The 23,725-nt window shown below is 70.5% G+C and carries 26 protein-coding genes; 14 read left to right on the top strand and 12 right to left on the bottom strand.

Annotated features, from left to right (window positions below):
- Window positions 1-52 precede the first annotated feature (52 nt).
- A complete protein-coding gene (mshD, locus tag ACIQOU_RS28215) occupies window positions 53-979 on the bottom strand; it encodes a mycothiol synthase (protein ID WP_401540674.1) in 927 nt (308 codons plus the stop codon).
- A gap of 179 nt (window positions 980-1,158) precedes the next feature.
- Between mshD and ACIQOU_RS28210 the strand changes: the two genes are divergently transcribed.
- The 4 genes from ACIQOU_RS28210 to ACIQOU_RS28195 all read left to right on the top strand — a co-directional run bounded on the left by ACIQOU_RS28210 (window position 1,159) and on the right by ACIQOU_RS28195 (window position 6,060).
- Complete coding sequence (locus tag ACIQOU_RS28210) at window positions 1,159-3,036, top strand: bifunctional metallophosphatase/5'-nucleotidase (RefSeq protein WP_401540671.1); 1,878 nt, start codon at window positions 1,159-1,161, stop codon at window positions 3,034-3,036.
- Window positions 3,037-3,377: 341 nt separating this feature from the next.
- Entirely contained in the window at window positions 3,378-3,503 is a 126-nt protein-coding gene (locus ACIQOU_RS28205; protein WP_401540668.1) for a hypothetical protein, read from the top strand.
- Window positions 3,504-3,574: 71 nt separating this feature from the next.
- Window positions 3,575-3,706, top strand: a complete 132-nt coding sequence (locus ACIQOU_RS28200; protein ID WP_401540666.1) for a hypothetical protein — start codon at window positions 3,575-3,577, stop codon at window positions 3,704-3,706.
- Between the two features lie 569 nt (window positions 3,707-4,275).
- Window positions 4,276-6,060 (top strand): ABC transporter ATP-binding protein, encoded by a 1,785-nt coding sequence (locus ACIQOU_RS28195; RefSeq protein ID WP_401540664.1) that lies wholly within the window; start codon window positions 4,276-4,278, stop codon window positions 6,058-6,060.
- Window positions 6,061-6,133: 73 nt separating this feature from the next.
- Here ACIQOU_RS28195 and ACIQOU_RS28190 read toward each other — a convergent pair whose 3' ends face one another.
- The 6 genes from ACIQOU_RS28190 to ACIQOU_RS28165 all read right to left on the bottom strand — a co-directional run bounded on the left by ACIQOU_RS28190 (window position 6,134) and on the right by ACIQOU_RS28165 (window position 13,160).
- Window positions 6,134-7,036, bottom strand: coding sequence for an NADP-dependent oxidoreductase (locus ACIQOU_RS28190; RefSeq protein ID WP_401540661.1), 903 nt, complete (start codon window positions 7,034-7,036; stop codon window positions 6,134-6,136).
- 94 nt (window positions 7,037-7,130) lie between these two features.
- A complete protein-coding gene (locus tag ACIQOU_RS28185; RefSeq protein WP_401540659.1) occupies window positions 7,131-8,597 on the bottom strand; it encodes a sensor histidine kinase in 1,467 nt (488 codons plus the stop codon).
- Complete coding sequence (locus tag ACIQOU_RS28180; protein ID WP_401540656.1) at window positions 8,594-9,325, bottom strand: response regulator transcription factor; 732 nt, start codon at window positions 9,323-9,325, stop codon at window positions 8,594-8,596. The genes ACIQOU_RS28185 and ACIQOU_RS28180 overlap by 4 nt, the downstream gene beginning before the upstream one ends.
- A gap of 483 nt (window positions 9,326-9,808) precedes the next feature.
- Window positions 9,809-11,023 (bottom strand): S1C family serine protease, encoded by a 1,215-nt coding sequence (locus tag ACIQOU_RS28175; protein WP_401540653.1) that lies wholly within the window; start codon window positions 11,021-11,023, stop codon window positions 9,809-9,811.
- Window positions 11,024-11,230: 207 nt separating this feature from the next.
- Entirely contained in the window at window positions 11,231-12,253 is a 1,023-nt protein-coding gene (locus ACIQOU_RS28170) for a LacI family DNA-binding transcriptional regulator (protein WP_401540651.1), read from the bottom strand.
- Window positions 12,254-12,350: 97 nt separating this feature from the next.
- Window positions 12,351-13,160, bottom strand: a complete 810-nt coding sequence (locus ACIQOU_RS28165) for a response regulator transcription factor (protein WP_401540649.1) — start codon at window positions 13,158-13,160, stop codon at window positions 12,351-12,353.
- Between the two features lie 171 nt (window positions 13,161-13,331).
- On the opposite strand from ACIQOU_RS28165, the gene ACIQOU_RS28160 reads away from it, so the two are divergent.
- The 8 genes from ACIQOU_RS28160 to ACIQOU_RS28125 all read left to right on the top strand — a co-directional run bounded on the left by ACIQOU_RS28160 (window position 13,332) and on the right by ACIQOU_RS28125 (window position 18,873).
- Window positions 13,332-14,168, top strand: coding sequence for an alpha/beta hydrolase (locus tag ACIQOU_RS28160; protein WP_401540647.1), 837 nt, complete (start codon window positions 13,332-13,334; stop codon window positions 14,166-14,168).
- Window positions 14,169-14,224: 56 nt separating this feature from the next.
- Window positions 14,225-14,479, top strand: coding sequence for a MoaD/ThiS family protein (locus ACIQOU_RS28155; RefSeq protein WP_401540644.1), 255 nt, complete (start codon window positions 14,225-14,227; stop codon window positions 14,477-14,479).
- A gap of 1 nt (window position 14,480) precedes the next feature.
- Window positions 14,481-15,938 (top strand): hypothetical protein, encoded by a 1,458-nt coding sequence (locus ACIQOU_RS28150; RefSeq protein WP_401540641.1) that lies wholly within the window; start codon window positions 14,481-14,483, stop codon window positions 15,936-15,938.
- 222 nt (window positions 15,939-16,160) lie between these two features.
- Entirely contained in the window at window positions 16,161-16,910 is a 750-nt protein-coding gene (locus ACIQOU_RS28145; RefSeq protein WP_401540639.1) for a DUF2993 domain-containing protein, read from the top strand.
- Between the two features lie 213 nt (window positions 16,911-17,123).
- Window positions 17,124-17,204, top strand: a complete 81-nt coding sequence (locus ACIQOU_RS28140; protein WP_350310325.1) for a putative leader peptide — start codon at window positions 17,124-17,126, stop codon at window positions 17,202-17,204.
- 130 nt (window positions 17,205-17,334) lie between these two features.
- Window positions 17,335-18,174, top strand: a complete 840-nt coding sequence (locus ACIQOU_RS28135; protein WP_401540637.1) for a sulfurtransferase — start codon at window positions 17,335-17,337, stop codon at window positions 18,172-18,174.
- Window positions 18,175-18,213: 39 nt separating this feature from the next.
- A complete protein-coding gene (locus ACIQOU_RS28130; RefSeq protein WP_054232391.1) occupies window positions 18,214-18,501 on the top strand; it encodes a DUF1416 domain-containing protein in 288 nt (95 codons plus the stop codon).
- A gap of 111 nt (window positions 18,502-18,612) precedes the next feature.
- A complete protein-coding gene (locus ACIQOU_RS28125; protein ID WP_401540634.1) occupies window positions 18,613-18,873 on the top strand; it encodes a DUF3099 domain-containing protein in 261 nt (86 codons plus the stop codon).
- Between the two features lie 16 nt (window positions 18,874-18,889).
- On the opposite strand, the gene ACIQOU_RS28120 is transcribed toward ACIQOU_RS28125, so the two are convergent.
- The 5 genes from ACIQOU_RS28120 to ACIQOU_RS28100 all read right to left on the bottom strand — a co-directional run bounded on the left by ACIQOU_RS28120 (window position 18,890) and on the right by ACIQOU_RS28100 (window position 21,794).
- The gene (locus tag ACIQOU_RS28120; RefSeq protein ID WP_401540632.1) at window positions 18,890-19,411 is read right to left on the bottom strand and encodes an EF-hand domain-containing protein; all 522 of its coding nucleotides are present in this window, start codon (window positions 19,409-19,411) and stop codon (window positions 18,890-18,892) included.
- 292 nt (window positions 19,412-19,703) lie between these two features.
- Window positions 19,704-20,159 carry a hypothetical protein gene (locus ACIQOU_RS28115; protein WP_401540629.1) on the bottom strand — a complete coding sequence of 152 codons (456 nt, stop codon included), beginning with the start codon at window positions 20,157-20,159 and terminating at the stop codon, window positions 19,704-19,706.
- Window positions 20,156-20,569 carry a hypothetical protein gene (locus ACIQOU_RS28110; RefSeq protein WP_401540626.1) on the bottom strand — a complete coding sequence of 138 codons (414 nt, stop codon included), beginning with the start codon at window positions 20,567-20,569 and terminating at the stop codon, window positions 20,156-20,158. The genes ACIQOU_RS28115 and ACIQOU_RS28110 overlap by 4 nt, the downstream gene beginning before the upstream one ends.
- Window positions 20,570-20,742: 173 nt before the next feature.
- On the bottom strand, window positions 20,743-21,429 hold the full coding sequence (locus ACIQOU_RS28105; RefSeq protein ID WP_401540624.1) for a hypothetical protein: 687 nt from the start codon (window positions 21,427-21,429) through the stop codon (window positions 20,743-20,745).
- A complete protein-coding gene (locus ACIQOU_RS28100) occupies window positions 21,426-21,794 on the bottom strand; it encodes a hypothetical protein (RefSeq protein WP_401540621.1) in 369 nt (122 codons plus the stop codon). The genes ACIQOU_RS28105 and ACIQOU_RS28100 overlap by 4 nt, the downstream gene beginning before the upstream one ends.
- Before the next feature lie 193 nt (window positions 21,795-21,987).
- Between ACIQOU_RS28100 and ACIQOU_RS28095 the strand changes: the two genes are divergently transcribed.
- On the top strand, window positions 21,988-23,106 hold the full coding sequence (locus ACIQOU_RS28095) for a helix-turn-helix domain-containing protein (protein ID WP_401540619.1): 1,119 nt from the start codon (window positions 21,988-21,990) through the stop codon (window positions 23,104-23,106).
- A 19-nt stretch (window positions 23,107-23,125) separates the two neighbouring features.
- Window positions 23,126-23,707: an HD family hydrolase gene (locus ACIQOU_RS28090; RefSeq protein ID WP_401540616.1), complete on the top strand. Its 582-nt coding sequence runs from the start codon at window positions 23,126-23,128 to the stop codon at window positions 23,705-23,707.
- Window positions 23,708-23,725 lie beyond the last annotated feature (18 nt).

The following is a 23,725-nucleotide window of genomic DNA, read 5'->3' as shown; positions in this document are numbered from 1 at the left end:
CGGGGAACTGCGCGACCAACCACGACGGCGCCGCACCCGACCACCGGAGCGCCTAGCTCTCTGTTCGGTACATCAGGTCCGTTTCGTAGGTGGTGAAGCCGAGGCGTTCGTAGACGGCGACCGCGGCCTTGTTGTCGGCATCGACATACAGCATCCCCGTGGACACACCCGCACCCGCGAGATGCCGCAACCCCACCGTGGTGAGCGCCTTCCCCAGGCCACCCCCCTGCGCCCCGGGCAGCACGCCCACGACGTACACCTCCCCCACCCCCTCCACGGAGTGGACCTTCGTCCAGTGGAACCCCACGAGTTCGTCCCCCCGGAACGCGAGGAAGAACCCGGCGGGATCGAACCACGGTTCGGCCATCCGGTCGTCGAGGTCCCGCTGCGTGAGCGACCCTTGCTCGGGATGGTGGGCGAACGCGGCGGAGTTGACCGCGAGCCAGGCCGCGTCGTCCTGCCCGGGGACGAACGTCCGGACCCTCACCCCGGGCGGGAACACCGGGTCGGGCAGGTCGAGCCCGGTCAACGGCCGCCGCATCTGCCGGAGTTCACGGAAGAGCGTGAGCCCGAGCACCTGCGCGAGATGCCGCGCCGCAGGATGCCCACCATGCGCCCACACCCGCAACCGCTTCCCGGACGCCGCCAGCAACGCCGTTCCGAGCGCCCGCCCATGCCCGTGCCCCCGCCGGGAGGGGTGAACGACGAGTTCGGCGGCCGGTGCCTCCACCGGATCGGTGTCCTCCAGCTGGGCATAGCCGGTCAGCTCACCGTCGCTGGTCAGCAGCAGGTGGGAGATGCCGGCCCGAACGCCCCCGCGCACATGCAGCCGCCCCTGTTCGGAGACCGCCTGCTGCCCGTCCTCGCGGGCGGACTCGGCGAGCAGGGCGAGGACGGCTTCGGTCTGGTCCGGGGTGAGCGCGGGGTAGGTCTCGATGGAACGGGCCGGGGTGTTCCGTGCGGTGTCGTCGCTGGTCATGCGTACGAGGGTACGGGTGCGGTACCGGGAGGTTGCGGCAAAGCAGCGGCAAAGGAAAAGGTAAAGGGGCGGGCAAAGGGAGACCAGGATGTGACCAGGGAAACCCTGTCGCGCTACGCGCGTTGACCCTAGGCTGCGCCGCAACGGGGCCCACGATCTCAGCACACTCAGGGGGGCGCATGCCTGCGGATTCCACCTCGTCCATCCCGTCCACACCCTCGTCACCCTCGTCACCCTCGTCACCCTCGTCCACCACGCCGCGTCGGACGCGGCCCGGCCGCCGTGCGCTCGGCATCGTCGCCGCCGCCGCGACGCTCGCCACGGCGGGCGCGCTGGTCGCCGCCCTGCCCGCCGGCGCGCACGGCAACAAGCCGGGGCACGGCGGTGGCCACGGTCACCAGAGCCGTTACCAGGACGTCCAGTTGCTGTCGTTCAACGATCTGCACGGCAACCTGGAGCCGCCGTCGGGTTCCTCCGGCCGGGTGAGTGAACGTCAGTCGGACGGGACGACGAAGACCGTTGACGCGGGCGGCGTCGAGTACCTCGCCACGCATCTGCGCGACGCCCGCGAGGGCAACGCCTACTCGATCACCGCGGCGGGCGGCGACATGGTCGGCGCGTCCCCGTTGATCTCGGGTCTCTTCCACGACGAGCCGACCATCGAGGCCCTCAACAAGCTTGATCTGGACGTCACTTCGGTCGGCAACCACGAGTTCGACGAGGGCGCGAAGGAGTTGGGGCGGCTCCAGAAGGGCGGCTGCCACCCCACCGAGGGCTGCTACACCGACCAGAAGTTCCAGGGCGCCGACTTCCCCTACCTGGCCGCCAACGCGCTGAGCGAGAAGTCCGGCAAGCCGATCCTCGCGCCGTACTGGGTGTGGAAGAAGAAGGACGTCAAGGTCGGCTTCATCGGCGTGACCCTGGAGAACACCCCGGGTGTGGTGTCCGCCGAGGGCGTGAAGGGCCTGACGTTCAAGGACGAGGTCGAGACGATCAACAAGTACGCCGAGGTGCTGCGCAGACAGGGCGTCAAGTCGATCGTCGCGCTCATCCACGAGGGCGGCCTGCCCGCGTCCGGCGACTACAACGACGACTGCGACGCGTCGGGCTCCGGCAGCGGCGTCTCCGGGCCGATCGTCGACATCGCGAAGAACGTCACGCCCGCCGTCGACGCCCTGGTCACCGGGCACACCCACAACGCGTACGTCTGCACGATCCCCGACCCTGCGGGCCAGCCCCGCATGGTCACCTCGGCCGCGTCGTTCGGCCGCCTCTACACCGACACCACGCTGACCTACGACCGCGTGACGGGTGACATCGCCCGGACGTCGGTGAAGTCCGCGAACCACGTGGTCACCCGGACCGTCCCCAAGGCCGCCGACCTGACGCGCCTGGTCGGGAAGTGGAACACCCTCGCCGCCCCGATCGGCAACCGCCCCATCGGCTATATATCCGCCGACGTCCCGAACACCGGCACCGAGTCCCCGATGGGCGACCTGATCGCCGACGCCCAACTCGCGTACGGCAAGGCGCTGGACCCGAAGACCTCCCTCGCGCTGATGAACCCGGGCGGCGTCCGGGCGGGCCTCACGCACGCGGCGCAGGGCGCGGAGGGCGACGGCGTCGTCACCTACGCCGAGGGCTTCACCGTGCAGCCGTTCGCCAACACCGTGAACCTCCAGGACTTCACCGGCGCCCAGCTGATCCAGGTGCTCAAGGAGCAGGTGTCGGGCACCAACGCGAGCGCCCCGAAGATCCTCCAGCCGTCCGCCAACCTGACGTACACGCTGGACCTCACCAGGACCGGCGGCGACCGTGTCGTCACCGACTCCGTCAGGCTGGGCGGCGCCGCGGTCGACCCGGCGGCCACCTACCGCGTCGCGACCAACTCGTTCCTCGCGGGCGGCGGCGACGGCTTCCCGACGCTCGGCCTCGGCACCAACGACCTGGTCGGCGACGACGACCTGACGGCGCTGGCCCAGTACCTCACCGGCGCCTCCTCGGCGTCGGCCCCGCTGGACCCGCCGACCCCGAACCGCGTCACCGTCGTTCAGTAGCCCCCGGCGTTCCGCGGGCCTCCTGGCCCACCCCGTTCCGCAGAGGCGGCCGTGTCCCCGACACGGCCGCCTTTCGCATGTCCGGACACCTGTCCCAGCCCGCCGCTCCGGCATAAAACCTGTGTGAGATGTGGTCCGGTTCCTGGGGTCGCATGATTTTTTATTTTCAGAGGGAACGCACATTCAGACTTATCGAGGTCTAAGGCAAAAAGGCTTTTCCGGCTTCGGAAATGCCGTAATGTTTTCCATGTCGAAAGGGAACGGCAGCCGGGAACACCGGCCGAAGGACCGGACGACAGCAAGCAGAACGAACGACATCCGTGCGTACGAAGGAGATCATCATGAGCTTCCACAAGATCGCCCCGGTCAAGAAGAACCACAAGCCCGCCCCGGCGCCGAAGCCCGCCCCCAAGAAGGGTGCTCCGAAGAAGGGCGCCCCGAAGCGCCGCCCGGTCGGCAACCGCTAGCAGCACCGCAGTACCGCAGCACCGCACCAACCCCCTCAGCCACGCACCACCTGACCTGCGAAGGACACGACATGAGCTTCAACAAGATCCACCCGATCAAGCAGTCCCGCAAGCCCGCCCCGGCCCCGAAGCCCGCCCCCAAGAAGGGTGCTCCGAAGAAGGGTGCCCCGGCCCCGAAGCGCCGCCCGGTCGGCCACAAGTAGTCCGCGGTCCCACCCCGTACCTCATCCACGCACCACCCCAGCAGCGAAGGACATGACCATGAGCTTCCACAAGATCACCCCCGTCAAGAAGACCCGCAAGCCCGCCCCGGCGCCGAAGAAGCACGCCCCCAAGAAGCCCGCCCCGGCCCCCAAGCGTCGCCCGGTCGGCCACAAGTAAAAGGCGCCAGGTAATTGCTCACCCGGGTTTTACACACGTAGATCACAGGGTTTCCAAGCAACCGAATAACAGAGCTGTCGCCGAATCTGCCGGAACTGTTGCAGAACCAGGACAGAGCCGCCGCGGCGACCAGTCGGGCCAGCACATTAATCACCGCATACATCAGCACCGAAAGGGACACCATCATGAGCTTCCGCAAGATCACCCCCGTCAAGAAGACCCGCAAGCCCGCCCCGGCCAAGAAGCACCACAAGAAGGCCACCCCGAAGCGCCGCCCCGTCGGCCACAAGGGCTGACACACGCCGCGAGGCGGGGTCCCCGGTGAGTGCACCACGCTCGCCGGGACCCCGCCTCGGCTGTGTCCCCACCCGACACCCGAGGAGTTGTCACCATGACGGACGTCCGTGAGGCCTTCCGACGCTTCTGGCCGCTGACCCGCGGCGACCGTGCCTGGCTGCTGGCGATCATCGGCTGTGTGGTGGTCGCGGCGCTGGCCGAGACCACCTCGATCCTGATCTTCGCCAACCTCACCGACGACGCGCTGGAGTCGGGAACGCTCAGCGCGTTCTGGGAGCCGGCCGGTGCCTGGCTCGCGGTCGCCGTACTGGGCGCCCTCGTCGGCTACTTCGGCAACTCCCTCGCCACCTGGACCGCCGAACGCTTCGTGCTGCGGCTGCGCGCCCATGTGTTCGGGCACGTCCAGGACCTCCCCCCGCACTTCTTCCAGAAGCACCGCCAGGGCGACCTGGTCGAACGGCTCACCGGGGACGTCGAGTCCATCGAGCAGATGGTCGTCTCGGGCGTCGTCGGCACCGTCTCCGCCGCCTTCTCGGCGGTGTTCTACGCGTGCGCCGCGCTCTATCTGCGCTGGGACCTCGCGCTGGTCACCTTCGTGCTCGCGCCGCTGTTCCTGCTGGCCGCCCGCCGCTTCTCCGGGCGCATCAAGACCGCGTCGCAGGACGAGCGGGTCGCCGACGGCGCGATCACCTCCGTCGTCGAGGAGTCCCTCGGCAACATCGTCCTCACCCAGGCCTACAACCGCCGCGCCGACGAGGAACGACGCCTCGACCGCGAGGCCCGTTCCTGGATGCGGGCCAGCGTGCGCGGCGCGCGGCTCAGCGAGATGTACGAGCAGTTCGTCGAGGTCGTCGAGACGATGTGCGTGCTCGCGGTGATCGGCGTCGGCGTGTGGGAGATCTCCGCCGGGCGGATGACGCTGGGCCAGCTGCTCGCGTTCGCCGCGTTCATCGGCTACCTCTACCCGCCGGTGCGCAGCCTGGGCCAGCTCGGGCTGACGCTCACCGCCGCGACCGCCGGTGCCCAGCGGCTCGGCGAGATCCTGGACGCCGAGCCCGCCGTCACCGACCCCGAACACCCCGTCCCCGCCTGGCCGGTGCGCGGCCAACTCGCCCTGCACCAGGTGTCGTTCCGCTACCCGGAGTCCCCGAAGGCCTCTCTGCGCGACGTCACCTTCACCGCCTCGCCCGGCGAACTCGTGATCGTCACGGGCCCGAGCGGCGCCGGCAAGTCCACCCTCTCCAAGCTGCTGACCCGCTTCTACGACCCGGCGCAGGGCACCATCACCCTCGACGGCGTCCCCCTGCCCGACCTGCCCCTCACCTTCCTGCGTGAGAACGTCGCCCTGCTCCCGCAGGAGACCCTCATCCTGAACGGCACGATCCGCGAGAACATCGCTTGCGGCCGCCCCGGCGCGAGCGACGACGAGATCCGGCAGGCGGCGAGCGAGGCGGCGGCGCACAACTTCATCACCGCCCTCCCCGACGGCTACGACACCCTCATCGCCCCCGGCACCGCTGCCCTCTCCGGCGGCCAGCTCCAGCGCGTCGCCATCGCCCGCGCCATGCTGCGCGCCGCGCCGGTCCTCGTCCTGGACGAGCCGACGGCCGGGCTCGACGGGGTCGCCGCCCGCCAAGTGGTGCAGCCGTTGCGGAAGTTGATGGCCGGGCGCACCACCATCATGATCACCCACGATCTCAGCCTCGCCCCCGACGCCGACCGCATCCTCGTGGTCGACCACGGCCGTCTGGTCGAGACCGGCACCCACCAGGAACTCCTGGCCAGGGACGGCGCCTACGCCCGCCTCGCCCACCCCCTCCCCGACGCGGTGGCGGACGCCCCGCAGTCGATGGACGAGACGATGATCCTGCGCTGGTGACCCCGTCCCCGCCGGGAACCGAACTGCCCACCTTCCAGCCGCCGTTGGCGCTGTGGAAGGTGGGCAGTCGGCGTCAGTCGACGAGGAGGACGAGTTTCCCGGGGGCGTGCCCCCGCTCGCCCGCCCGGTGGGCGTCGGCGACCTCGGTGAGGGGGAAGGTCCGGGCGACGGGGAGGGCGAAGCGCCCGGCGTCGATGAGGGCGCCGATGTCGTCGAGGGCGTGCAGGGCGCGTCCGGCGTCGCCCCGGCTGAAGGTCACCCCGTGCTCCTGGGCCCCGGCGAAGTCGGCCACGGTGAGGACGTGCCCGGCGTCCCCGGCGAGGGCGATCAGCTCGGGCAGCACCCCGCTCCCGGCGACGTCGAGGGCGAGATCGACACCGTCGCCGGCGAGCGCGCGCACCCGTTCGGACATGCCGGTGCCGTAGGCGACGGGCTCGGCGCCGAGGGAGCGGAGATAGGCGTGGTTGGCCGGGCTCGCGGTGCCGATGACACGGGCGCCGCGCACCACGGCGAGCTGGACGGCGGCGGCACCGACGCTGCCGGAGGCGCCGTTGACGAGGAGCAGGGAGCCCTGCCGGACGCCGAGTTGGTCGAGGGCGCGGGTGGCGGTCTCGACGGCGGCGGGCAGCGCGGCGGCACCGGCGAAGCCGAGGGCGGCGGGAACGGCCGCGAAGTGCGCCAGCACGGCGAACTCGGCCTGGGCGGCGCCGCCCTGGGAGAACCCGAACACCCGGTCGCCGAGGCCGACATGGACGACACCGGCGCCGATCTCGTCGACGACACCGGCGGCCTCGTAGCCGAGGGTCTGCGGCAGCTCCTCGTCCATCAGCCCCTGGCGTTTCTTCCAGTCACTGGGATTGACCCCGGCCGCGCGCACGGCGATCCGGACCTCGCCGGGCCCGGGATGCGGATCGGGCAGCTCGACGATCTCCAGCACCTCGGGCCCGCCGAACCGGCTGAACCGCACTGCCCTCATCCTCGCCGACCCCATCCGCCCGCCGCACACCCTGAGTGGTGCGAGCACGGTACGCCAGAGACCGGGGCACGGCGGCGCCCGGCGCGGGGGTGGCCTACTGCGGGTCGCCGGGCGGCGGGGTGGGCGCCCCCGGGAGCCGGACCGTGGCCACCGTGCCGGTGCCGCCGGTGGCCGCGCGGGTGAGGGTGATGTGGCCGCCGGCCTGTTCCACCGTACGGGCGACGATCGAGAGGCCCAGGCCGGAGCCGGGGAGGGCGCGGGCGCTGGGGGAGCGCCAGAACCGGTCGAAGACGTGCGGGAGTTCGTCCTCGGGGATGCCGGGACCGTGGTCGCGGACGGTGAGGACACCGTCGTTCAGGCGGACCTCGATGGTGCCGGACTCGGGGCTGAACTTCACCGCGTTGTCGAGGATGTTGACGATCGCGCGTTCCAGGGCGGACGGTTCCGCGCGGACGAACCAGGGCTCCAGGTCGGCGGTGATGGTGAGTTCGGGGCCGCGCAGCCGGGCCCGGCGCAGGGCGGCCTCGACGGTGTCCTCCAGGGCGACGACCTGGACGCGTTCGCCGCGCTGGCCCTCCGCGCGGGAGAGTTCCTGGAGGTCGCCGATGAGTGAGGCCAGCTCCGTCATCTGCGCCTTCACCGACGCCAGCAGCGCCTTGCGGTCGGCCGCGGGCAACGGGCGGCCGGTCTCCTCGCTGCGGGTCAGCAACTCGATGTTGGTGCGCAGCGAGGTCAGCGGGGTGCGCAGTTCGTGGCCCGCGTCGGCGATCAACTGCTGTTGCAGCTCACGGGAGTTGGCGAGGGCGGTGGTCATCGAGTTGAACGACCGTGACAGCCGCGCCACTTCGTCGTCGCTCTCCTCCTCGACCGGGATGCGGATGCTCAAGTCCTCGGTGCGGGCGACGTGTTCGACGGCCTCGGTGAGTTTGTCGACGGGCCGCAGTCCCGCCCGCGCGACGGCGAGCCCGGCGGCGCCCGCGCCGAGCACGCCGATGCCGGAGACGAGCAGCAGGATCAGGGCGAGTTCGTTCAGCGTCGACTCGGTGCTGTCGAGGGGAACGGCGATCACCAGGGCGGCGTTCGGGACGAGCACCTTGGTGCCGCCGTCGCCGTCGATGATGAGCGGAGCGGTGAGCACCCGGACCGGATTGCCGTCCTGGTCGGTGCCGTTGTGCAGGGTGGCCACCTTGGTGACGGGGCTCTTCGCGACGGACGTGTCGATGCCGGACACCTTCACCAGGGCCTGGGAGTTGCCGAGCAGACAGGCCTTGCCGTCGGACTTGACGATCTGCGTGTAGCCCTTGAAGTGGCCGCCGAACGGGAAGGACGACGTCGGCTTCTGGGGGCAGTTCGCCAGCGAGGTCAGCACCTGGGAGGCGGGCAGCGAGCGGGGCATGCTCGACTCCAGGTCGGCGTTCACCTGCTCGTACAGCTTCCCCTGCACCAGGAACCAGCACGTCACCGACACCGCCGCCACCGCGAACGCCACCGCGGCCGCGACCAGCAACGACAGCCGCGCCCTGATCGGCAGGGCGCGGAACCGGCGGCCGACCTTGCTCACTCGGCGCCGCCCTGACGCAACACGTAGCCGACCCCGCGCACGGTGTGCACGAGCCGCGGCTCGCCCCCGGCCTCGGTCTTGCGCCGCAGATACATCACATACACGTCCAGCGAATTGGAACTGGGCTCGAAGTCGAAGCCCCACACGGCCTTCAGGATCTGCTCCCGGGTCAGCACCTGACGCGGATGCGCCATGAACATCTCCAGCAACGTGAACTCGGTCCGCGTCAGCTCCACGGGCCGCCCGGCCCGCGTGACCTCCCGGGTCGCGAGGTCCATCCGCAGATCGGCGAAGGTCAGCGCGTCGTCCTCCGGCACGGCACCGGCCGACGCGGCGTACGAGCTGCGCCGCAGCAGCGCCCTGATCCGGGCGAACAGCTCGTCCAGCTCGAACGGCTTCACCAGGTAGTCGTCGGCCCCGGCATCGAGCCCGGTGACCCGGTCCCCGACGGTGTCCCGAGCGGTCAGCATCAGAATCGGCGTCGTGGTCCCGGCCCCGCGCATCCGCCGGGCGGCGGTCAGCCCGTCCATCCGGGGCATCTGAATATCCAGCACGACCAGATCGGGCTGATACCCGATGACCTTCTCCAGCGCGTCGGCCCCGTCCACAGCGACCTCGGTCCCGTACCCCTCGAAGGCCAGACTGCGCTGCAAGGCCTCCCGCACGGCGGGCTCATCATCAACGATCAGAATGCGCTGCGTCTCACGTTCACCATCAACGGGGCTCATGCTTTGCGGTCCCTCAGAGTGCGACAACATTTCCACCAACCCACTCAGCCTCGCACGTAAAGGAACCAACAGACCTACAAGAGATACAGCCGAGCAACGCCGCTAAGGGGCGCGGGGCTGTATCGATGTGCGGCTCCGCCGCGCGGGCGCGACCAGCCGGCGCGATCTTCCAGCCCACGCCCGGGCAACGCCCTGCTTTTAAGGGGCGCGGGGCTGTATCGATCTGCGGCTCCGCCGCGCGGGCGCGACCACCCCAACGGCACCGCACTAGCCGCGAACCGCGACCCGCCGCCCGCGCCCGGCAACCCGGCGACTCCCACTCCCCGCGGGAGCCACCTCCACCGCCCGCCCAGCAGGCGCATGCAGCGCGAAGGCCACCGCGAGCGCCAGCTCAACCCCCGCAGGACCGACCCCGTCGCCCCCGACACCCTCATGGGAAACCTGCTGAATCATGACGTACTCCCTACTGATGACGAGGTCGGCTCAGCTGTCGGAGCCACCCGCACGCAACGTGGCCAGGTCGGACTTGATCGTGTTGATCGGGATGGCGAACCCGAGCCCCACACTCCCCGCGTCCGAGGAGGACGAGGAAGAGGACGAAGCGGCCGAGTACATCGCGGAGTTGATCCCGATGATGTTGCCGTTCATGTCGATGAGCGCACCCCCGGAGTTCCCGGGATTGAGCGACGCGTCGGTCTGAATGGCCTTGTAGGTCGTCGTCGAGGACCCGGTGTCACCGTTGAACTGCCGCCCCCCGAACTCGAACGGCCACTGCCCGCTGCCACTGCCGCCACTACCACTGCCACCCTGGCTGTCCTGCCCCTGGCTCTGGCTCTGGCTCTCCTCCGTGGACACGGTGACGTCCCGGTTGAGGGCGGAGACGATGCCACTGGTGACGGTGCCGGTCAGCCCCTCGGGAGAGCCGATCGCGACGACGGTGTCACCGACCTGAAGGCCGGCGGAGTTGCCGAGGGTCGCGGTCTTGAGCCCGGACGCGTTCTCCAGCTTGATCAGCGCGAGGTCCTTCTTGCTGTCCGTGCCGACGACCTTCGCGGTGTAGGACTTGCCGTCGCTGGTGCTGACCTTGATGGAGGTGGCGCCGGAGATGACGTGGTTGTTGGTGACGATCTCGCCGTCACTGGTGATGATGACGCCGGAGCCGGTGGACTGGCCGGAGTTCGAGGTGGCGTTGATCTCGACGATGCTCGGGGAGACGGCGGCGGCGATGGCCGCGATGTCGCCCTTCTTGCTGGAGGCGACGACGCTGGTGCTGGTGGAACTGGAGGCGACGGTGTTGCTGCCGGTCAGTTCCTGGAAGGCGTAGGCGGTGCCGCCCCCGACGGCCGCGGCGACGATCGCGACGGCGGCGAGGAGGGCGAGCGGCCCACGGGCCTTCTTCGGCTTGGCGGGCGGCGCCGCAGGAGCGAGCAGCGCGGTGTCCCCACCCCCGTGGCCGCCGTTCCCGGCGTGCCCGGCGTCGCCGTACGCGGCGCTCGCGTGGGCCGCGTAGGGACCCTGGGCGGCGGGGGCGGTCGTCGGGAGGATCTCGGTGACGGGCTCCGCCGGCTGCGCGGCCGGTGCGTGGGCCGGCGGGGGCGGCCACTCGGGGTTCACGGGCGAAGAAGCGTGCTGCGGGCCGTTGTGGCCACCCTGGTACGGGTCCTCGTACTCGCCGCTGCGGCGGAAGCTCTCGGTCATGTAAGAGAGCTTGTCCCTCGACCATGAGAGGTTCCTGAGCGCCCGCTGAGAAGGGGGCCAGAACCTCGTTCGCCCGGAATAAAGGACATCCCGCAGAGAGCCGACACTCTCTCAGAAAGCCTTCACACAGCCCCCGCGAGCACCGGCCGACCTGCCCTCAAGTCCCCCTGGACTCAAGCACGTTGGCCCCCTCGGGCCCCGGGGGGCTCAGCGGCAGCCGCAAGATCCCCTGACCACGAGCCGGGACGGGAACGTCTTGAGGCGTTCGCGCCGGGTCCCCGGTGTCCGTGGCCCGTCGTCGAGGACGAGGTCGACGGCCGCGCGGGCCATCGCGGGGCGGTCGGAGGCGACGGTCGTCAACGGCGGGTCGGCGAGCGCCGCTTCCTTGATGTCGTCGAACCCGGCGACCGCGAGCTGGCCCGGCACGTCCAGGCGCAGTTCGCGCGCGGCCCGCAGCAGGCCGATCGCCTGGTCGTCGGTGGAGCAGAAGAAGGCGGGCGGGCGGTTCGGCCCGGCGAGCACTTCGAGGCCGACCTGATAGGCGTCGTAGCGGTTGTACGGGGCTTCGAAGAGGCGTCCCTCGGTGGAGAGCCCGGCCTCGTCCATGGCCCGCCGCCAGCCCTCGACGTGGTCGGAGACGGGGTCGCCGGTGGCGGGGGTGTCGGCGGTGCCGCCCATGCAGGCCACGTACGCGTAGCCGTGCTCCAGGAGGTGGCGCACGGCGAGTTGGGCGCCGCCCAGGTCGTCGGTGACGACGGCGACGTCGTCGATGGCCTCGGGGCGTTCGTGCAGCAGCACGATCCGGGCGTCCCAGGCGTCGATCTCGGCGGCGGCCAGGTCGTTCAGGGCGTGGCTGACGAGGATCAGGCCGGAGACCCGCATGCCGAGGAAGGCCCGCAGATAGGTGACCTCGCGCTCGCCGATGTAGTCGGAGTTGCCGACCAGGACCATCTTGCCGCGCTCGGAGGCGGCCTGTTCGATCGCGTGCGCCATCTCCCCGAAGAAGGGCTGGCGGGCGTCCGGGACGATGAGCCCTATGAGGTCGGTGCGGCGTGAGGCCATCGCCTGCGCGACCCGGTCGGGCCGGTAGCCCAGCTCCTTGATCGCGGCGAGGACACGCTCGCGCGTGGCCGGTGCGACCGGCCGGGGTCCGTTGTTGATGACATAGCTGACGACGGCAGTGGACGTCCCTGCCAGTCGCGCTACGTCATCCCGAGTCACCTTGGCCACGCGCGGAGTCTACGCGGAGAGATCCGCCACGGGCAGGGCCGGAGGAAACCTCCTCACGACCCACTCTTCGCAGGTCGCGCCCCACCCGTGCGCGGTGTCACGCCTCCGCGTGCGTCTCGACGGTGTCCAGGGCGGCCGTGTCCTCCGCCGCGACGGCGGCGTCGGTGGCGTCGGCGGGGTCCGTGACCTGCCGGGCCGCCGCCTTGGCCTTGGCCTCGTCGGCGCCCCGCTCCGCCTTCTCCGGGGTGACGAAGCGGTAGCCGACGTTGCGGACGGTCCCGATCAGCGACTCGTGCTCGGGGCCGAGCTTGGCGCGCAGCCGCCGTACGTGGACGTCGACCGTGCGGGTGCCGCCGAAGTAGTCGTAGCCCCAGACCTCCTGGAGCAGCTGGGCGCGGGTGAAGACCCGGCCCGGGTGCTGCGCGAGGTACTTGAGCAGCTCGAACTCCTTGAACGTGAGGTCCAGCACGCGGCCCTTGAGCTTGGCGCTGTAGGTCGCCTCGTCCACGGAGAGGTCGCCGTTGCGGATCTCCATCGGGGAGTCGTCGTTGACGATCTGCTGGCGGCCCATGGCCAGCCGCAGCCGGGCCTCGACCTCGGCGGGCCCCGCGGTGTCGAGGAGGACGTCGTCGATGCCCCAGTCGGCGGTGACGGCGGCGAGGCCGCCCTCGGTGACGACCAGGACGAGCGGGCAGCCGGGGCCCGTGGAGCGCAGCAGCTGGCACAGGCTGCGCACCTGGGGGAGGTCACGGCGGCCGTCGACGAGGATGACGTCGGCACCAGGGGTGTCGACGAGGGCGGGGCCCTCCGCCGGGGCGACCCGCACGTTGTGCAGGAGCAGGCCGAGGGCGGGGAGCACCTCCGTCGACGGCTGGAGGGCGTTGGTCAGGAGCAGCAGAGAACTCATCAGTCGGTTCCTCCTCGGTCCCTGCGAGGACGTGTGCGGTGCGGCACTTCGCTCTGCGATCCCGGGGCCCCGTACACCTGCGGTTTCCCGCTTCGTATACAACGCTTCCGAAAGCACAAAAGGACCCGGGGGCTACGCTGCCCGAGTCCTCTGCCCAGCAGAATAGCCGACATGGGTACCAGTCGGGCAGGTCATGTGGCACGTTCCACGGTTCGTCCGGATTCCGAGACGAGCAGAGACGTACGTTTGCGGACGTTTCTGTACACCGACGATGGCGTGTCGATCGATTCCGTATACGAAACGTCCGGAGTTGTATACGACTTCTCCCGGCCACCTTCCCGTGATCTTGTGTTCGTCATCGCCCATGGATTCACCGGCGATCTGGACCGGCCGCATGTTCGACGGGTGGCCGGTGCGCTGGCCCGGCACGGGGCGGTCGTCACCTTCTCCTTCCGGGGTCACGGCGCCTCCGGCGGGCGTTCCACAGTGGGTGATCGTGAGGTGCTCGATCTGGCGGCGGCGGTCGGGTGGGCGCGGGAGCTGGGGCACGCGCGCGTGGTGACCGTCGGCTTCTCGATGGGCGGCTCGGTGGTGCTGCGGCACGCGGCGCTGCACGGCGGGGCCGACGCGGTCGTCTCGGTGAGCGCACCGGCCCGCTGGTACTACCGGGGCACCGCGCCGATGCGCCGCCTGCACTGGCTGGTGACCCGCCCCGAGGGCCGTCTCGTCGGCCGGTACGGCCTGCGCACCCGCATCCACCACCGGGACTGGGACCCGGTACCGGTCTCCCCGGTGGCGGCGGTCCCGGCGATCGCGCCGACGCCGTTGCTCATCGTCCACGGCGACCAGGACGGTTACTTTCCGCTCGACCACCCCCGGATGCTGGCCGAGGCGGCCGGTGAGCACGGCGAACTCTGGCTGGAACCCGGCATGGGCCACGCCGAGCACGCGGCCGACGATGCGCTGCTGGCCCGCATCGGGGAGTGGGGCGCGCGGCGCTCGGGCTAGCCTGGGCCCTGAATTTTCGGGTGCTTCCGTACGACGTCCGATCGATTGAGGAACCGATGCCACAGGTCACGGTGCGCTACTGGGCCGCCGCGAAGGCCGCTGCCGGGGTCGCCGAGGAGCCGTTCGACGCGGCCACCCTCGGCGACGCGCTGGCCGGGGTGCGCGCGCGACACCCCGGTGAACTCACCCGCGTCCTGCGGCGCTGTTCGTTCCTCGTCGACGGTCACCCCGTGGGGACCCGAGGGCATGAGACGGTACCGCTGGCCGATGGCGGCACGGTCGAGGTGCTCCCGCCGTTCGCAGGAGGGTGACATGACGAACCAGCAGCCGTACGAGGGGTCCTACAACCCCTATCAGCAGCAGCCCGAGCAGCCTCAGCAGGCCTGGCCCGGCGCTCAGCAGCAGGGCCGGCAGCACGAGGGCCAGCAGGGCTATCAGGACGCCCAGCAGTGGCAGGGGCAGACCTGGGAGACGCGGGTGCAGCCCCCGATCCCGGCCGCCGACGCCTCGGAGACCGCGTACCTCCCCCAGCAGCCCCCGCAGGCGCAGCAGCAGTACGGGGTGACGGGCACGCCGATGCCCCCGGAGAACGGCCATCAGGCCCAGCCCGGCCATCACGCGCGGCACGGACAGCAGCCGCAGCAGGGTTGGCAGGGCTCCCCGGCGCAGACCGGTCCGGCGCACCCCGCCTACCAGGCCCAGTCCCCGGCGACCCCGGCCCACTCGCCCTACGGCCACCAGGCCCCCGCCCCCTCTCCTTACGCCGACCAGCACCAGGCACCCGGCGCCCCGGCCCACCCGGCCTACGCCGACCAGCACCAGGCACCCGGCGCTGCCGCCTCCTCGCCCTACGCGGGCCCAGGGCAGGCCGCCAACTCCCCTTACCCGGGCCAGGGTTGGCAGGACGCCCAGCAACAGCAGCCGCCCGCCCCTCCGGCCGAGGCCACCGGTGCCGGTGCCGGTGCCGACGGGGACGCCGGATACGGTCCCGCCACCATCGCGGGCAACGCGCGCGTGACCGACGCCCAGCGGGCCCGGCTGGAAGGCCGTTCGCCGATCATCGAGCCCGGCATGCAGCCGGCCGCGCTGACGGCGTTGCTCGGGCTGCTGCTCGCGGGCTCGGCGGCCGTCGGGTCGTGGGCGCTGCTGGTGCCGTTGGTCGGGTTGCAGGGGCTGACGGCGGCGGGCTGGTTCCGGCTGAACGGGATGTGGCCGGCCCGGCAGGGCATCGCGCTGGCGTTCCTCGGCGCGCTGGTCGCGGACGCGGCGCTGATGGTGGCGGGACGGTCGAACGCCCCGGCGGTGATCCTCGGGACCATCGGCGTCTGGGTGCTGCTCACGCTGGTCCTCCAGCTCCGTTCGCACGCCGACCCGGACGAGCGGATGTACGGGCTGATGGCGACGGTCACCTCGGCGGCGCTGGCCATCATGGCCACCGGCCTGCTGGGGGCCGCGCCGCACGCGGTGTCGGTCGGGGCGGCCGCGGTCGCCGTGGCAGTACTGGCCCGCGCGCTGCCGTTGCCGACGCCGGTCTCCGTCGTCGTCGCGCTGCTGGCGGCGGCGGGTGCGGGGATCGCCGTCGGCGGGATGACGGGGCTCGGGGCGAAGGGGGCGCTGCTCGGGGCGGGGGCGGCCGGGTGTGCGCTGATCGGGCACCGGGTCGCGAGCTACGACTACCCGTCGCGGTTCGTGCACTTCACGGCGGGCGTGGCATTGCCGCTGACGGCGGCGGCACCGGCGGTGTATGTGCTGGGGCGGGCGCTCGCGTAGGCGGACCGGCCCTGGGGGAACGGGAGTTGGGGCGCGGGGCGGGCAGGATGTCCGGTTCGGTGCGGTCGGGTGTCACAGGTGATCGACAAACCCCCGGCCGGGCCCCGCGCCGGGGTTACGCTCGCGCAGGACGGACATCCGCACACCGGGACCGGACGGCGCCGCACGTCGTCGCCCCGGGACCGGCACCGCCGTCGACCGGCCTAGGTGGGGGGACCCCGAATGCGTGCCCTGCGCACACTTGTGATCGTCGTCGTGATCCTGGGCGGCCTGTTCGTGCTGGCCGACCGGCTGGCGCTGCACTTCGCCGAGGGCCAGGTCGCCGACCGGCTGAAGTCCACGGAGAACCTGGCGCGGACGCCGGACGTGTCGATCGCCGGGTTCCCGTTCCTGACGCAGGTGGCGTCCGGGGAGCTGGACAGCGTCGAGGTCGGCATGGACACGTACGAGGCGCAGACCGGGGCGGCGGCCGGTCAGGGCCCGTCCACGCTGCGGATCGACGATCTCAAGGCCGACATGAAGGACGTCACGTTCTCCGGTGACTACAGCTCCGCGAAGGCGAAGAGCGCGACGGGGACCGCGACGATCTCCTACGCCGAGCTGCTGAAGGCCGCCAAGTCCGAGCCGACGCGGGTCGCGCCGGGTGTGAACGCGCAGGTCACCGGCCTCTCCGACGGCGGCAACGGCAAGATCAAGGTGACCCTCAAGGCCACGGTGCTCGGCGTGCAGATCCCGGGTCCGCTCACCGTGCTGAGCACGGTCGCCGTCGAGGGTGACGAGGTGCGGGCGCGGGCGGACTCGTTGCCCTCGTTCGGGTCGGTGACGATCGCGGAGACGATGGTCCGGTCGATCACCGACTTCCAGCAGCGGATCGACGGGCTGCCCGGCGGCATCCGGCTGGACAAGGTGGAAGCCGCGAAGAACGGTGTGGAGATCACGGTGAAGGGTTCGAACGTCACCCTGGCCGGGTAGACGAACGGCTGGTCGTCACCGGCGCGTCGAGGCCGTCCGTCCCGAGGGGCGAGACACGCGTGTCCGTACCGTAGATGCGGGTCCGGGGTTCCGGGCACGGGACGCCCTACAGTGGCGCGGTGTCGACGACCGCTTCTCACATGCCGGACAATCACGTCTCAAAATGCGACACGGCGGTGACATGGCGCGCTGTCCGTCCTTACGATCGGAACCATGAAGCGACAGGCGGACCTCACGAAGCGGCGGGCAGTAGACCTGTGCCGCGTCGCCGCCATGCTCTGTCGCACCTTCTGAGCGGACGGCGTTCTTCCGCCTCCGCGTCTCCCGCCGCCCTGCTCAGGGCATCGGTGCGCGCCGCTTCCGGCCGAGCCCGCACCCCCCGCACTCGCACGCCCCGCCGTATCTGCCCCGGAGGAGAAAGAGCATGAGCCGCAGCGACGTCCTGGTCGACGCCGACTGGGTCCAGGAGAACCTGGACAACCCCAGCATCGCGATCGTCGAGGTGGACGAGGACACGTCCGCCTACGACAAGAACCACATCAGGAACGCGATCCGCATCGACTGGACCACGGACCTTCAGGACCCGGTCCGCCGTGACTTCGTCGACCAGGAGGGCTTCGAGAAGCTCCTGTCGGCCAAGGGCATCGCCAACGACACCCTGGTGATCCTCTACGGCGGCAACAACAACTGGTTCGCGTCCTACGCCTACTGGTACTTCAAGCTGTACGGCCACGAGAACGTCAAGCTGCTCGACGGCGGCCGCAAGAAGTGGGAGCTGGACGCCCGCGAGCTGGTCGAGGAGCAGCCGGAGCGCGCCGCGACCACGTACAAGGCGAAGCCGCAGAACACCGCGATCCGCGCCTTCCGCGACGACGTCGTGGCCGCGATCGGCGCCCAGAACCTGGTCGACGTCCGCTCGCCCGACGAGTTCTCCGGCAAGCTGCTGGCGCCGGCGCACCTTCCGCAGGAGCAGTCGCAGCGCCCGGGCCACGTGCCCTCGGCCCGCAACATCCCGTGGTCGAAGAACGCCAACGACGACGGCACCTTCAAGTCGGACGACGAGCTGAAGGAGCTGTACGCCGACGAGCAGGTCGACCTGGCCAAGGACACCATCGCGTACTGCCGCATCGGCGAGCGCTCGGCCCTGACCTGGTTCGTCCTGCACGAGCTGCTCGGTGTGGAGAACGTCAAGAACTACGACGGTTCCTGGACCGAGTACGGCTCCCTGGTCGGCGTGCCGATCGAGCTGGGCGCCAACAAGTAAGCGCCATCAACAAACCGCTGCGACCTGAAGGACTGTGACATGTGTGGAGCGAAGGCCGGCGGCCCGGACGCCTCGACGATCAAGCCCGGTGAAACGACGATCCAGGGCCAGGTGACGCGTGACGGCGAGCCCGTGACGGGGTACGTGCGTCTCCTGGACTCGACCGGCGAGTTCACGGCGGAGGTCCCGACGTCCGCGACGGGCCAGTTCCGCTTCTACGCGGCCGAGGGCACCTGGACCGTTCGCGCCCTCGTTCCCGGTGGCACCGCGGACCGCACGGTGGTCGCCCAGACGGGTGGCCTCGCGGAGGTCGCGATCGCGGTCTGACGACCCCGCGCGCAGTCGGAAGGGCCGCACCCCCGCTCGGAGGGTGCGGCCCTTCCGTCTGCCCTGTCCGCGCGTATCGCCCTCGTCACCGCCCGGACCTACCCTGGACTCATGTACGCACGCCGACGGCGCGTCTACTTCGTCATGATGGCGATCTGTATCGGGCTGTTCGTCCTGGCCTGGGCGGTCGTCCGGATCTGGTCGATCCCGGCGGCGGTCGGCATGTGCGTGGTCGCCATGGTCATCCCGCCGTTCGCGGCGATCGTCGCGAACCGCAGAGGCCCCGAGGACCGCTGGTGGGACGACCCGTCGGGCGACCCGAAGTCCGACGAATGGTGGGACGAACTGGACGGCAAGAAACGCCGCAGATGACCGGGTGCCCGCCCGATCAGTCCGCGAAGGCGGCGTGGAGCCAGCGCTGAGGGGCGTCGGTCTCCGGGTCGGTGAAATAGGCGAACGTCGCGTGCTGGAGTTCGTCGACGGTGAGGTTCCCGTCGCCGTCGCGGTCGAGCCGCGTGAACTCCTCCTCGGCGCCCGAGGAGGAGTAGGTGTAGGCGTTCAGGTACCGCGCGAACTGGTCCTTGCTCACCTGGCCGTTCTTCTCGGTGTCCATGAGGGCGAAGACCTCGGCCGCGAGCCGACGGAGGAAGGCAGGCATCGTGTCGACCGTCTTGCCGACCATGGCCTTCTCCACGAAGGAGAGCATCTCGTCCTTGGACACCTTGCGGTCCCGGTTCGCGTCGCCTTCCTTGACGAATCCCATGACGAGCCACTCAGGGTTCAGCGCCGCAGGGGCTCCCGCTTGCTGGCGGAGGGCGGAAAGCTCCGAGTCGCTCGGGTTGACGTAACCGTTGCGGTCGACGTCGAGGAGATTGAACAGTTCGAGGGTCCTCTGCTTGTACGCGCCCATGATCGTCATCATCCTTCGGTGTAAAAGTGCCTGGCCCGGCCGTTTCCGTCGGCCCACCGAAGCTAGTTCGCGATCTTCAACGACGGCGAGGGTTTCCCGGCAGGTCCAGCCGTTAGGGCGAACCTGGGCGCGACGACCGACACCGGGCGGACACGTCAGGTATCCGTTCCAGCCTGGTCAGCACCCGAGTTGCCAGGCCCGATACCGGTGCAGAGCGCAAGCGGCGGAAACGTGAAGCCGCGTGGCCGGGTTGAACTCGGTGAGGTGGTGGGCGAGTTCGAGGACGCCCCCGTCACTCCGCCGGGTCCCGGCCGGGCCGCCTCCGCCGGGGAACGTCCCAGCAGTCGAGCCGCTCGGTGATCCAGACGGGGCTGACCTGATACTCGCGGGCGAGGCTGGTGATGGAGGTTCCGGCGAGGTAGCGGGCGGTGACGTCGGCTCGGTCGCCGGTGAACTGGGCCTGGGCTGCCCGCACTTCGGCGGTGGAACGACGCCGGGAGCGGCCTCGGAAGACGTGCCCGGCGGGTCGGCGCAGGGCGTGGGCCTCGTGCCGGTGACGCCGGGGCACCCCCCACTCCACGAGCCGCAGCCCGAGCCAGTTGGCGGTGACGCCGTAATCGGCGGCGATGCGGGAGACGGGCTCGCGGGCCCGGTAGCGCCGGATGATGACATCACTGTCGGCGCGGGCGGCGTCGCGGGCGGCAGCCTGGACGGCTTCTTTGGAAGGGGAGTTGGGGATCTCAGTCACGTCCATGAGTCCTGCGCTGCGAGTACGTAGAGAGGGTGAGCGAGCCCGCCGACCCGATACCGAACGGGAGCGGGGATGGAACGGCCTTGCTGGGCGGGCGAGTTGGTGTGATGGAAGGCGACGGGCCAGACGGTGAGGGTGTAGGTGCAGTCGGTGTCCGTGAACCTCACGAAGAGGGGGTAGCCGCTCTTGATGTGCGCGCGGGCGGCGTCGAGTTCGGCGGAGTCGCTGGCCCAGGCCCGCAGCCGGGCGGCGCCTTCGGGTTCGGGAAGCCGGAAGGAGTGCATCAGCGGCGACACCCACGGCGTCCGGGCGGGCGTCGGATCGAGCCGCTCGGCGAGGTGCAACGCCCGTGAGCTGAGCCAACGGAGCACCAGCTTGGGCGAGATGGACTGGAACGTCGCCAGCACGCACTGCACGTTCTCGCCAGTGCCGTGGACGGGACCTTCGGCGCGGACCTCGGCGCGGTAGAGGGAGGGTTCCAGGGCCGGGATGCCGGTAGGGGGAAACGGCTTACAGGGCAGGCCAGTTGGGCGCCGACGTCGGCGTAACCAGCGCGGGACACGGAACCTGCGTCGGGCGGTCACCGGGATGCCTGCCTGGCCTCGTTGCGGGCGTGTTCCCCGGCGGCGAGGGTGTCCAGGTCGGTCACCGGGTCGATCTCGTGCAGGGTGACGATGAGGCGGGCGGCGAGGACCCACCGCAGGGCGACCGGGTCGGAGAAGTAACGGACCTCGTCCACACGCCCCGTCAACGGGGTGAGGGTCTCCGGGTCGTAGACCGTGCCGGACACACCCCAATCGACGGTGTATCCGACGAGGGCGGCGACCCAGCCACGCCGGAGGAACGGGCAGTGCTGGACGGCGAGTTGAGCACAGGTGGCGTGCAGAGGGGGACTGGAGGTGCGCTCCCCCTCCCCGACGGGATGCCGGTCGGCCGACGCCCCGAACAGGAACAACAACCGCTGATCCGCACGGGCGTCGAGGACACCCCCGCCGCACACCTGGCAGCGGGAGCGGGTCATGGTCTGCCGTTGACGCAGGGCGTGGACGGTGTCCCAGCGGGGCTCGCCGACGCCGGGTACGGCGGGCATGCGCATCCACAGCACGTTCAACTGCCGGTCGACAGCGGGGTCTTCGTCACGGAAGCCGAGGCCGCTGACCTGTCTGCCGTGCCGCACAGCCAACGCCTGCGGCGGCGGGTTCTCGCCGGACCAGGCGGTGAGGAACGGGACGGGGACACCGTTCCAGTACCGGATCGGGCGGATCACCGTCGGCCGTCCCGGATGAGGCGCAGCAGGATGCGGCCCAGGTCGCAGCCACCGGCGTTGTCGGTGCACTGCTCACAGCTCGGCGCGTGTTCCATGAGGGCGCGGTGGGCGGCCTGACCGGCGTGCCTGCGGCAGGCCCGCAGGAAGCAGACGCGGCCGGCGGAGTCCGTCTGTTCACCCAGGTCGACGGCGGTTTCGATGGTCAGCCGCTCGCCGCCCCAGACGCATGTGCGGCCAGAAGCCTGGTGCTCGTCGAGGTCGGCCAGCGCAGGCAGCGCCAGAGCGGGGAGGGCGTCCGGCGGGACCTCGCACGGAGTGCTGGTCCCGGTCTCCCTCTGAGGGGGACTCGCCATTCTGTGCGGCATGTCGATTCCTTCGCAGTCGGCTAGGCCCGGGAGGTCATGCCGCCTCACCGGAGTTTTCTGCTCCGACCGGGAATTGCCCACTACGCTGAGTTTCCCGGTCGTCACTCTCGACGTTAGGCAGGAGTGATCACCACTTGCAGTGACCGTGAGTACGAGTAAGTACCCGTTAATACCGGGCAAAAGGGGGCAAGTCATGGGTCAGCGCAAGGACGCAACCCTGACCGGTGGTCAGGGAACACCCGGGCGAGGCCGCACGGGCATCATCACCGGTTACGTCTTTCGAGTCGTCCGCGAGCAACTCGGACATACGCAGGACCGTCTTGCCGAACAGTTGGAGGTGGCGCCGGACACGATCGCCGGATGGGAGACGGGGCGGCGGCCGCTGACCTCTCTGCCCGTGGGCCAGATGCTGATGTACCGTCACCGACTCACGCAGATGGCCGCGGCGCCCGCACTGCTCGCCACTCTTGAGCGAGCGATGGAGGCGGATGTACTGCTGGCCGGTGTGCTCGAGGACACGACTCCCTCCAAGCCTCACCCGCTAGGTGCCTGGGTCATGCAACGCGAGCTTGTCGAGGTGCTGACCTGGCCCCTCAACGGCATTCCGCCGGTCTCCGTGAGCAACCTTCCGGCACCCCCTCGCCCACGGCGTGGCCCGGTGCCATCCGCGCCGGAACTCTCCACGGCCGACCGGCGCCGCTTCTTCAGCCGCATGCGCGAGATTGCCGAGCAGGCCAGGGGCGGCCGGGACTTCTTGCTGCGTCGACAGGCCCTCTACCTCGCCGGATTCGACCAGGCCGCCGACACCTCGGCCTGGGTGGCACACCAGCAGCGGACCGAGCGGCCGGACGACTGGCTGACGACCTGGCTCAACGCCCGGTCCGTCGCGGCCGTCGCCGCTCGACAGGGCGACCGCGAACGCATGGCGCACTTCATCGACCGCACCCTCGGCGCCGACGAGCGGTCCGAGACAGCGAACTTGGCCTACTGGGCGTACTGGATCGGCGAGTACCCCCACCTCCAACTGTCCGACGACTTCATCGGCGACGCGATGCTCGACTCCTGGCACGGGGGTCGGCTCATGTCCCACCTCGTCCGTGGACTCACACCCCAGCACGGCTTCTTCGATCTCAACGTGCACACCCTGTGGACTCTGCTCGCTGCGCGCCCGAACCTGCTCCGTATCCAGACGTCCGCCGGTCGGGCACTGCGCGAATGCCTACCCGTGATGTTGGATGAGCGGACGCTCTCGTCGCAGGCCCGGCGGGAGTTGGACGGTATCCGGTACGCGATTCGCCTCGCCGAGGCGTGAAACGTGAAAGGGGACACCTGTGGGTGACCAGGATCTGGCGGACGTGGCTCTTTTCCTCTGGGAGGCGGGCACGTTGAAGGCGGCGCGCCGGACCGGCTGGTGGATGGCCGGTGTGCGTGATCCGGAGAGCGTGGCCGAGCATGCGTGGCGTACCTCGGTGATGGCCTCGGTCATCGCCACCCTGGAGGGCGCCGACGCTGCCCGTGCCGCGCATCTGGCGGTGTGGCACGACTCGCAGGAGACCCGCACCGGGGACGTCAACCACCTGGGGAAGAAGTACGCGGCCCCGGGCGATGCCGTCGCGGTGACGGCGGACCAGACGGCAGGCATGCCCGAGGTGCTGCGGACCGCGATCCGTGCCGTCGTTGCCGAGTACGAGGCTGGTCGGACGCCGGAGGCGGTCTGCGCACGCGACGCGGACAAGCTGGAGTGCATGCTCCAGGGGCTGGAGTACAAGGGGCAGGGCTACGAGGCCGCTCAGCGGTGGGTCGACAACAGCCGGGCCCGCATCGTCACCGACTCCGGCCGACAACTCGCCGACCAGCTCATCGCGCAGGCTCCGCTCGACTGGCTGCGCACCGCCATGGGCGAACGCGGCTGACCCCGACGCCGTGAGAAC

This window comes from Streptomyces sp. NPDC091279 (assembly GCF_044757465.1).
GTDB lineage: Bacteria > Actinomycetota > Actinomycetes > Streptomycetales > Streptomycetaceae > Streptomyces.
Note: the sequence above shows the minus strand (reverse complement) of the source record. Positions and strands in the feature narration are given on the sequence as shown.

Bases quoted from the DNA above. Each gene is read 5' to 3' on its own strand.
- mshD (WP_401540674.1), bottom strand. From the start codon at position 979: ATGACCAGCGACGACACCGCACGGAACACCCCGGCCCGTTCCATCGAG.
- ACIQOU_RS28210 (WP_401540671.1), top strand. From the start codon at position 1,159: ATGCCTGCGGATTCCACCTCGTCCATCCCGTCCACACCCTCGTCACCC.
- ACIQOU_RS28205 (WP_401540668.1), top strand. From the start codon at position 3,378: ATGAGCTTCCACAAGATCGCCCCGGTCAAGAAGAACCACAAGCCCGCC.
- ACIQOU_RS28200 (WP_401540666.1), top strand. From the start codon at position 3,575: ATGAGCTTCAACAAGATCCACCCGATCAAGCAGTCCCGCAAGCCCGCC.
- ACIQOU_RS28195 (WP_401540664.1), top strand. From the start codon at position 4,276: ATGACGGACGTCCGTGAGGCCTTCCGACGCTTCTGGCCGCTGACCCGC.
- ACIQOU_RS28190 (WP_401540661.1), bottom strand. From the start codon at position 7,036: ATGAGGGCAGTGCGGTTCAGCCGGTTCGGCGGGCCCGAGGTGCTGGAG.
- ACIQOU_RS28180 (WP_401540656.1), bottom strand. From the start codon at position 9,325: ATGAGCCCCGTTGATGGTGAACGTGAGACGCAGCGCATTCTGATCGTT.
- ACIQOU_RS28175 (WP_401540653.1), bottom strand. From the start codon at position 11,023: ATGACCGAGAGCTTCCGCCGCAGCGGCGAGTACGAGGACCCGTACCAG.
- ACIQOU_RS28165 (WP_401540649.1), bottom strand. From the start codon at position 13,160: ATGAGTTCTCTGCTGCTCCTGACCAACGCCCTCCAGCCGTCGACGGAG.
- ACIQOU_RS28160 (WP_401540647.1), top strand. From the start codon at position 13,332: ATGGGTACCAGTCGGGCAGGTCATGTGGCACGTTCCACGGTTCGTCCG.
- ACIQOU_RS28155 (WP_401540644.1), top strand. From the start codon at position 14,225: ATGCCACAGGTCACGGTGCGCTACTGGGCCGCCGCGAAGGCCGCTGCC.
- ACIQOU_RS28150 (WP_401540641.1), top strand. From the start codon at position 14,481: ATGACGAACCAGCAGCCGTACGAGGGGTCCTACAACCCCTATCAGCAG.
- ACIQOU_RS28145 (WP_401540639.1), top strand. From the start codon at position 16,161: ATGCGTGCCCTGCGCACACTTGTGATCGTCGTCGTGATCCTGGGCGGC.
- ACIQOU_RS28140 (WP_350310325.1), top strand. From the start codon at position 17,124: ATGAAGCGACAGGCGGACCTCACGAAGCGGCGGGCAGTAGACCTGTGC.
- ACIQOU_RS28135 (WP_401540637.1), top strand. From the start codon at position 17,335: ATGAGCCGCAGCGACGTCCTGGTCGACGCCGACTGGGTCCAGGAGAAC.
- ACIQOU_RS28130 (WP_054232391.1), top strand. From the start codon at position 18,214: ATGTGTGGAGCGAAGGCCGGCGGCCCGGACGCCTCGACGATCAAGCCC.
- ACIQOU_RS28125 (WP_401540634.1), top strand. From the start codon at position 18,613: ATGTACGCACGCCGACGGCGCGTCTACTTCGTCATGATGGCGATCTGT.
- ACIQOU_RS28120 (WP_401540632.1), bottom strand. From the start codon at position 19,411: ATGGGCGCGTACAAGCAGAGGACCCTCGAACTGTTCAATCTCCTCGAC.
- ACIQOU_RS28100 (WP_401540621.1), bottom strand. From the start codon at position 21,794: ATGCCGCACAGAATGGCGAGTCCCCCTCAGAGGGAGACCGGGACCAGC.
- ACIQOU_RS28095 (WP_401540619.1), top strand. From the start codon at position 21,988: ATGGGTCAGCGCAAGGACGCAACCCTGACCGGTGGTCAGGGAACACCC.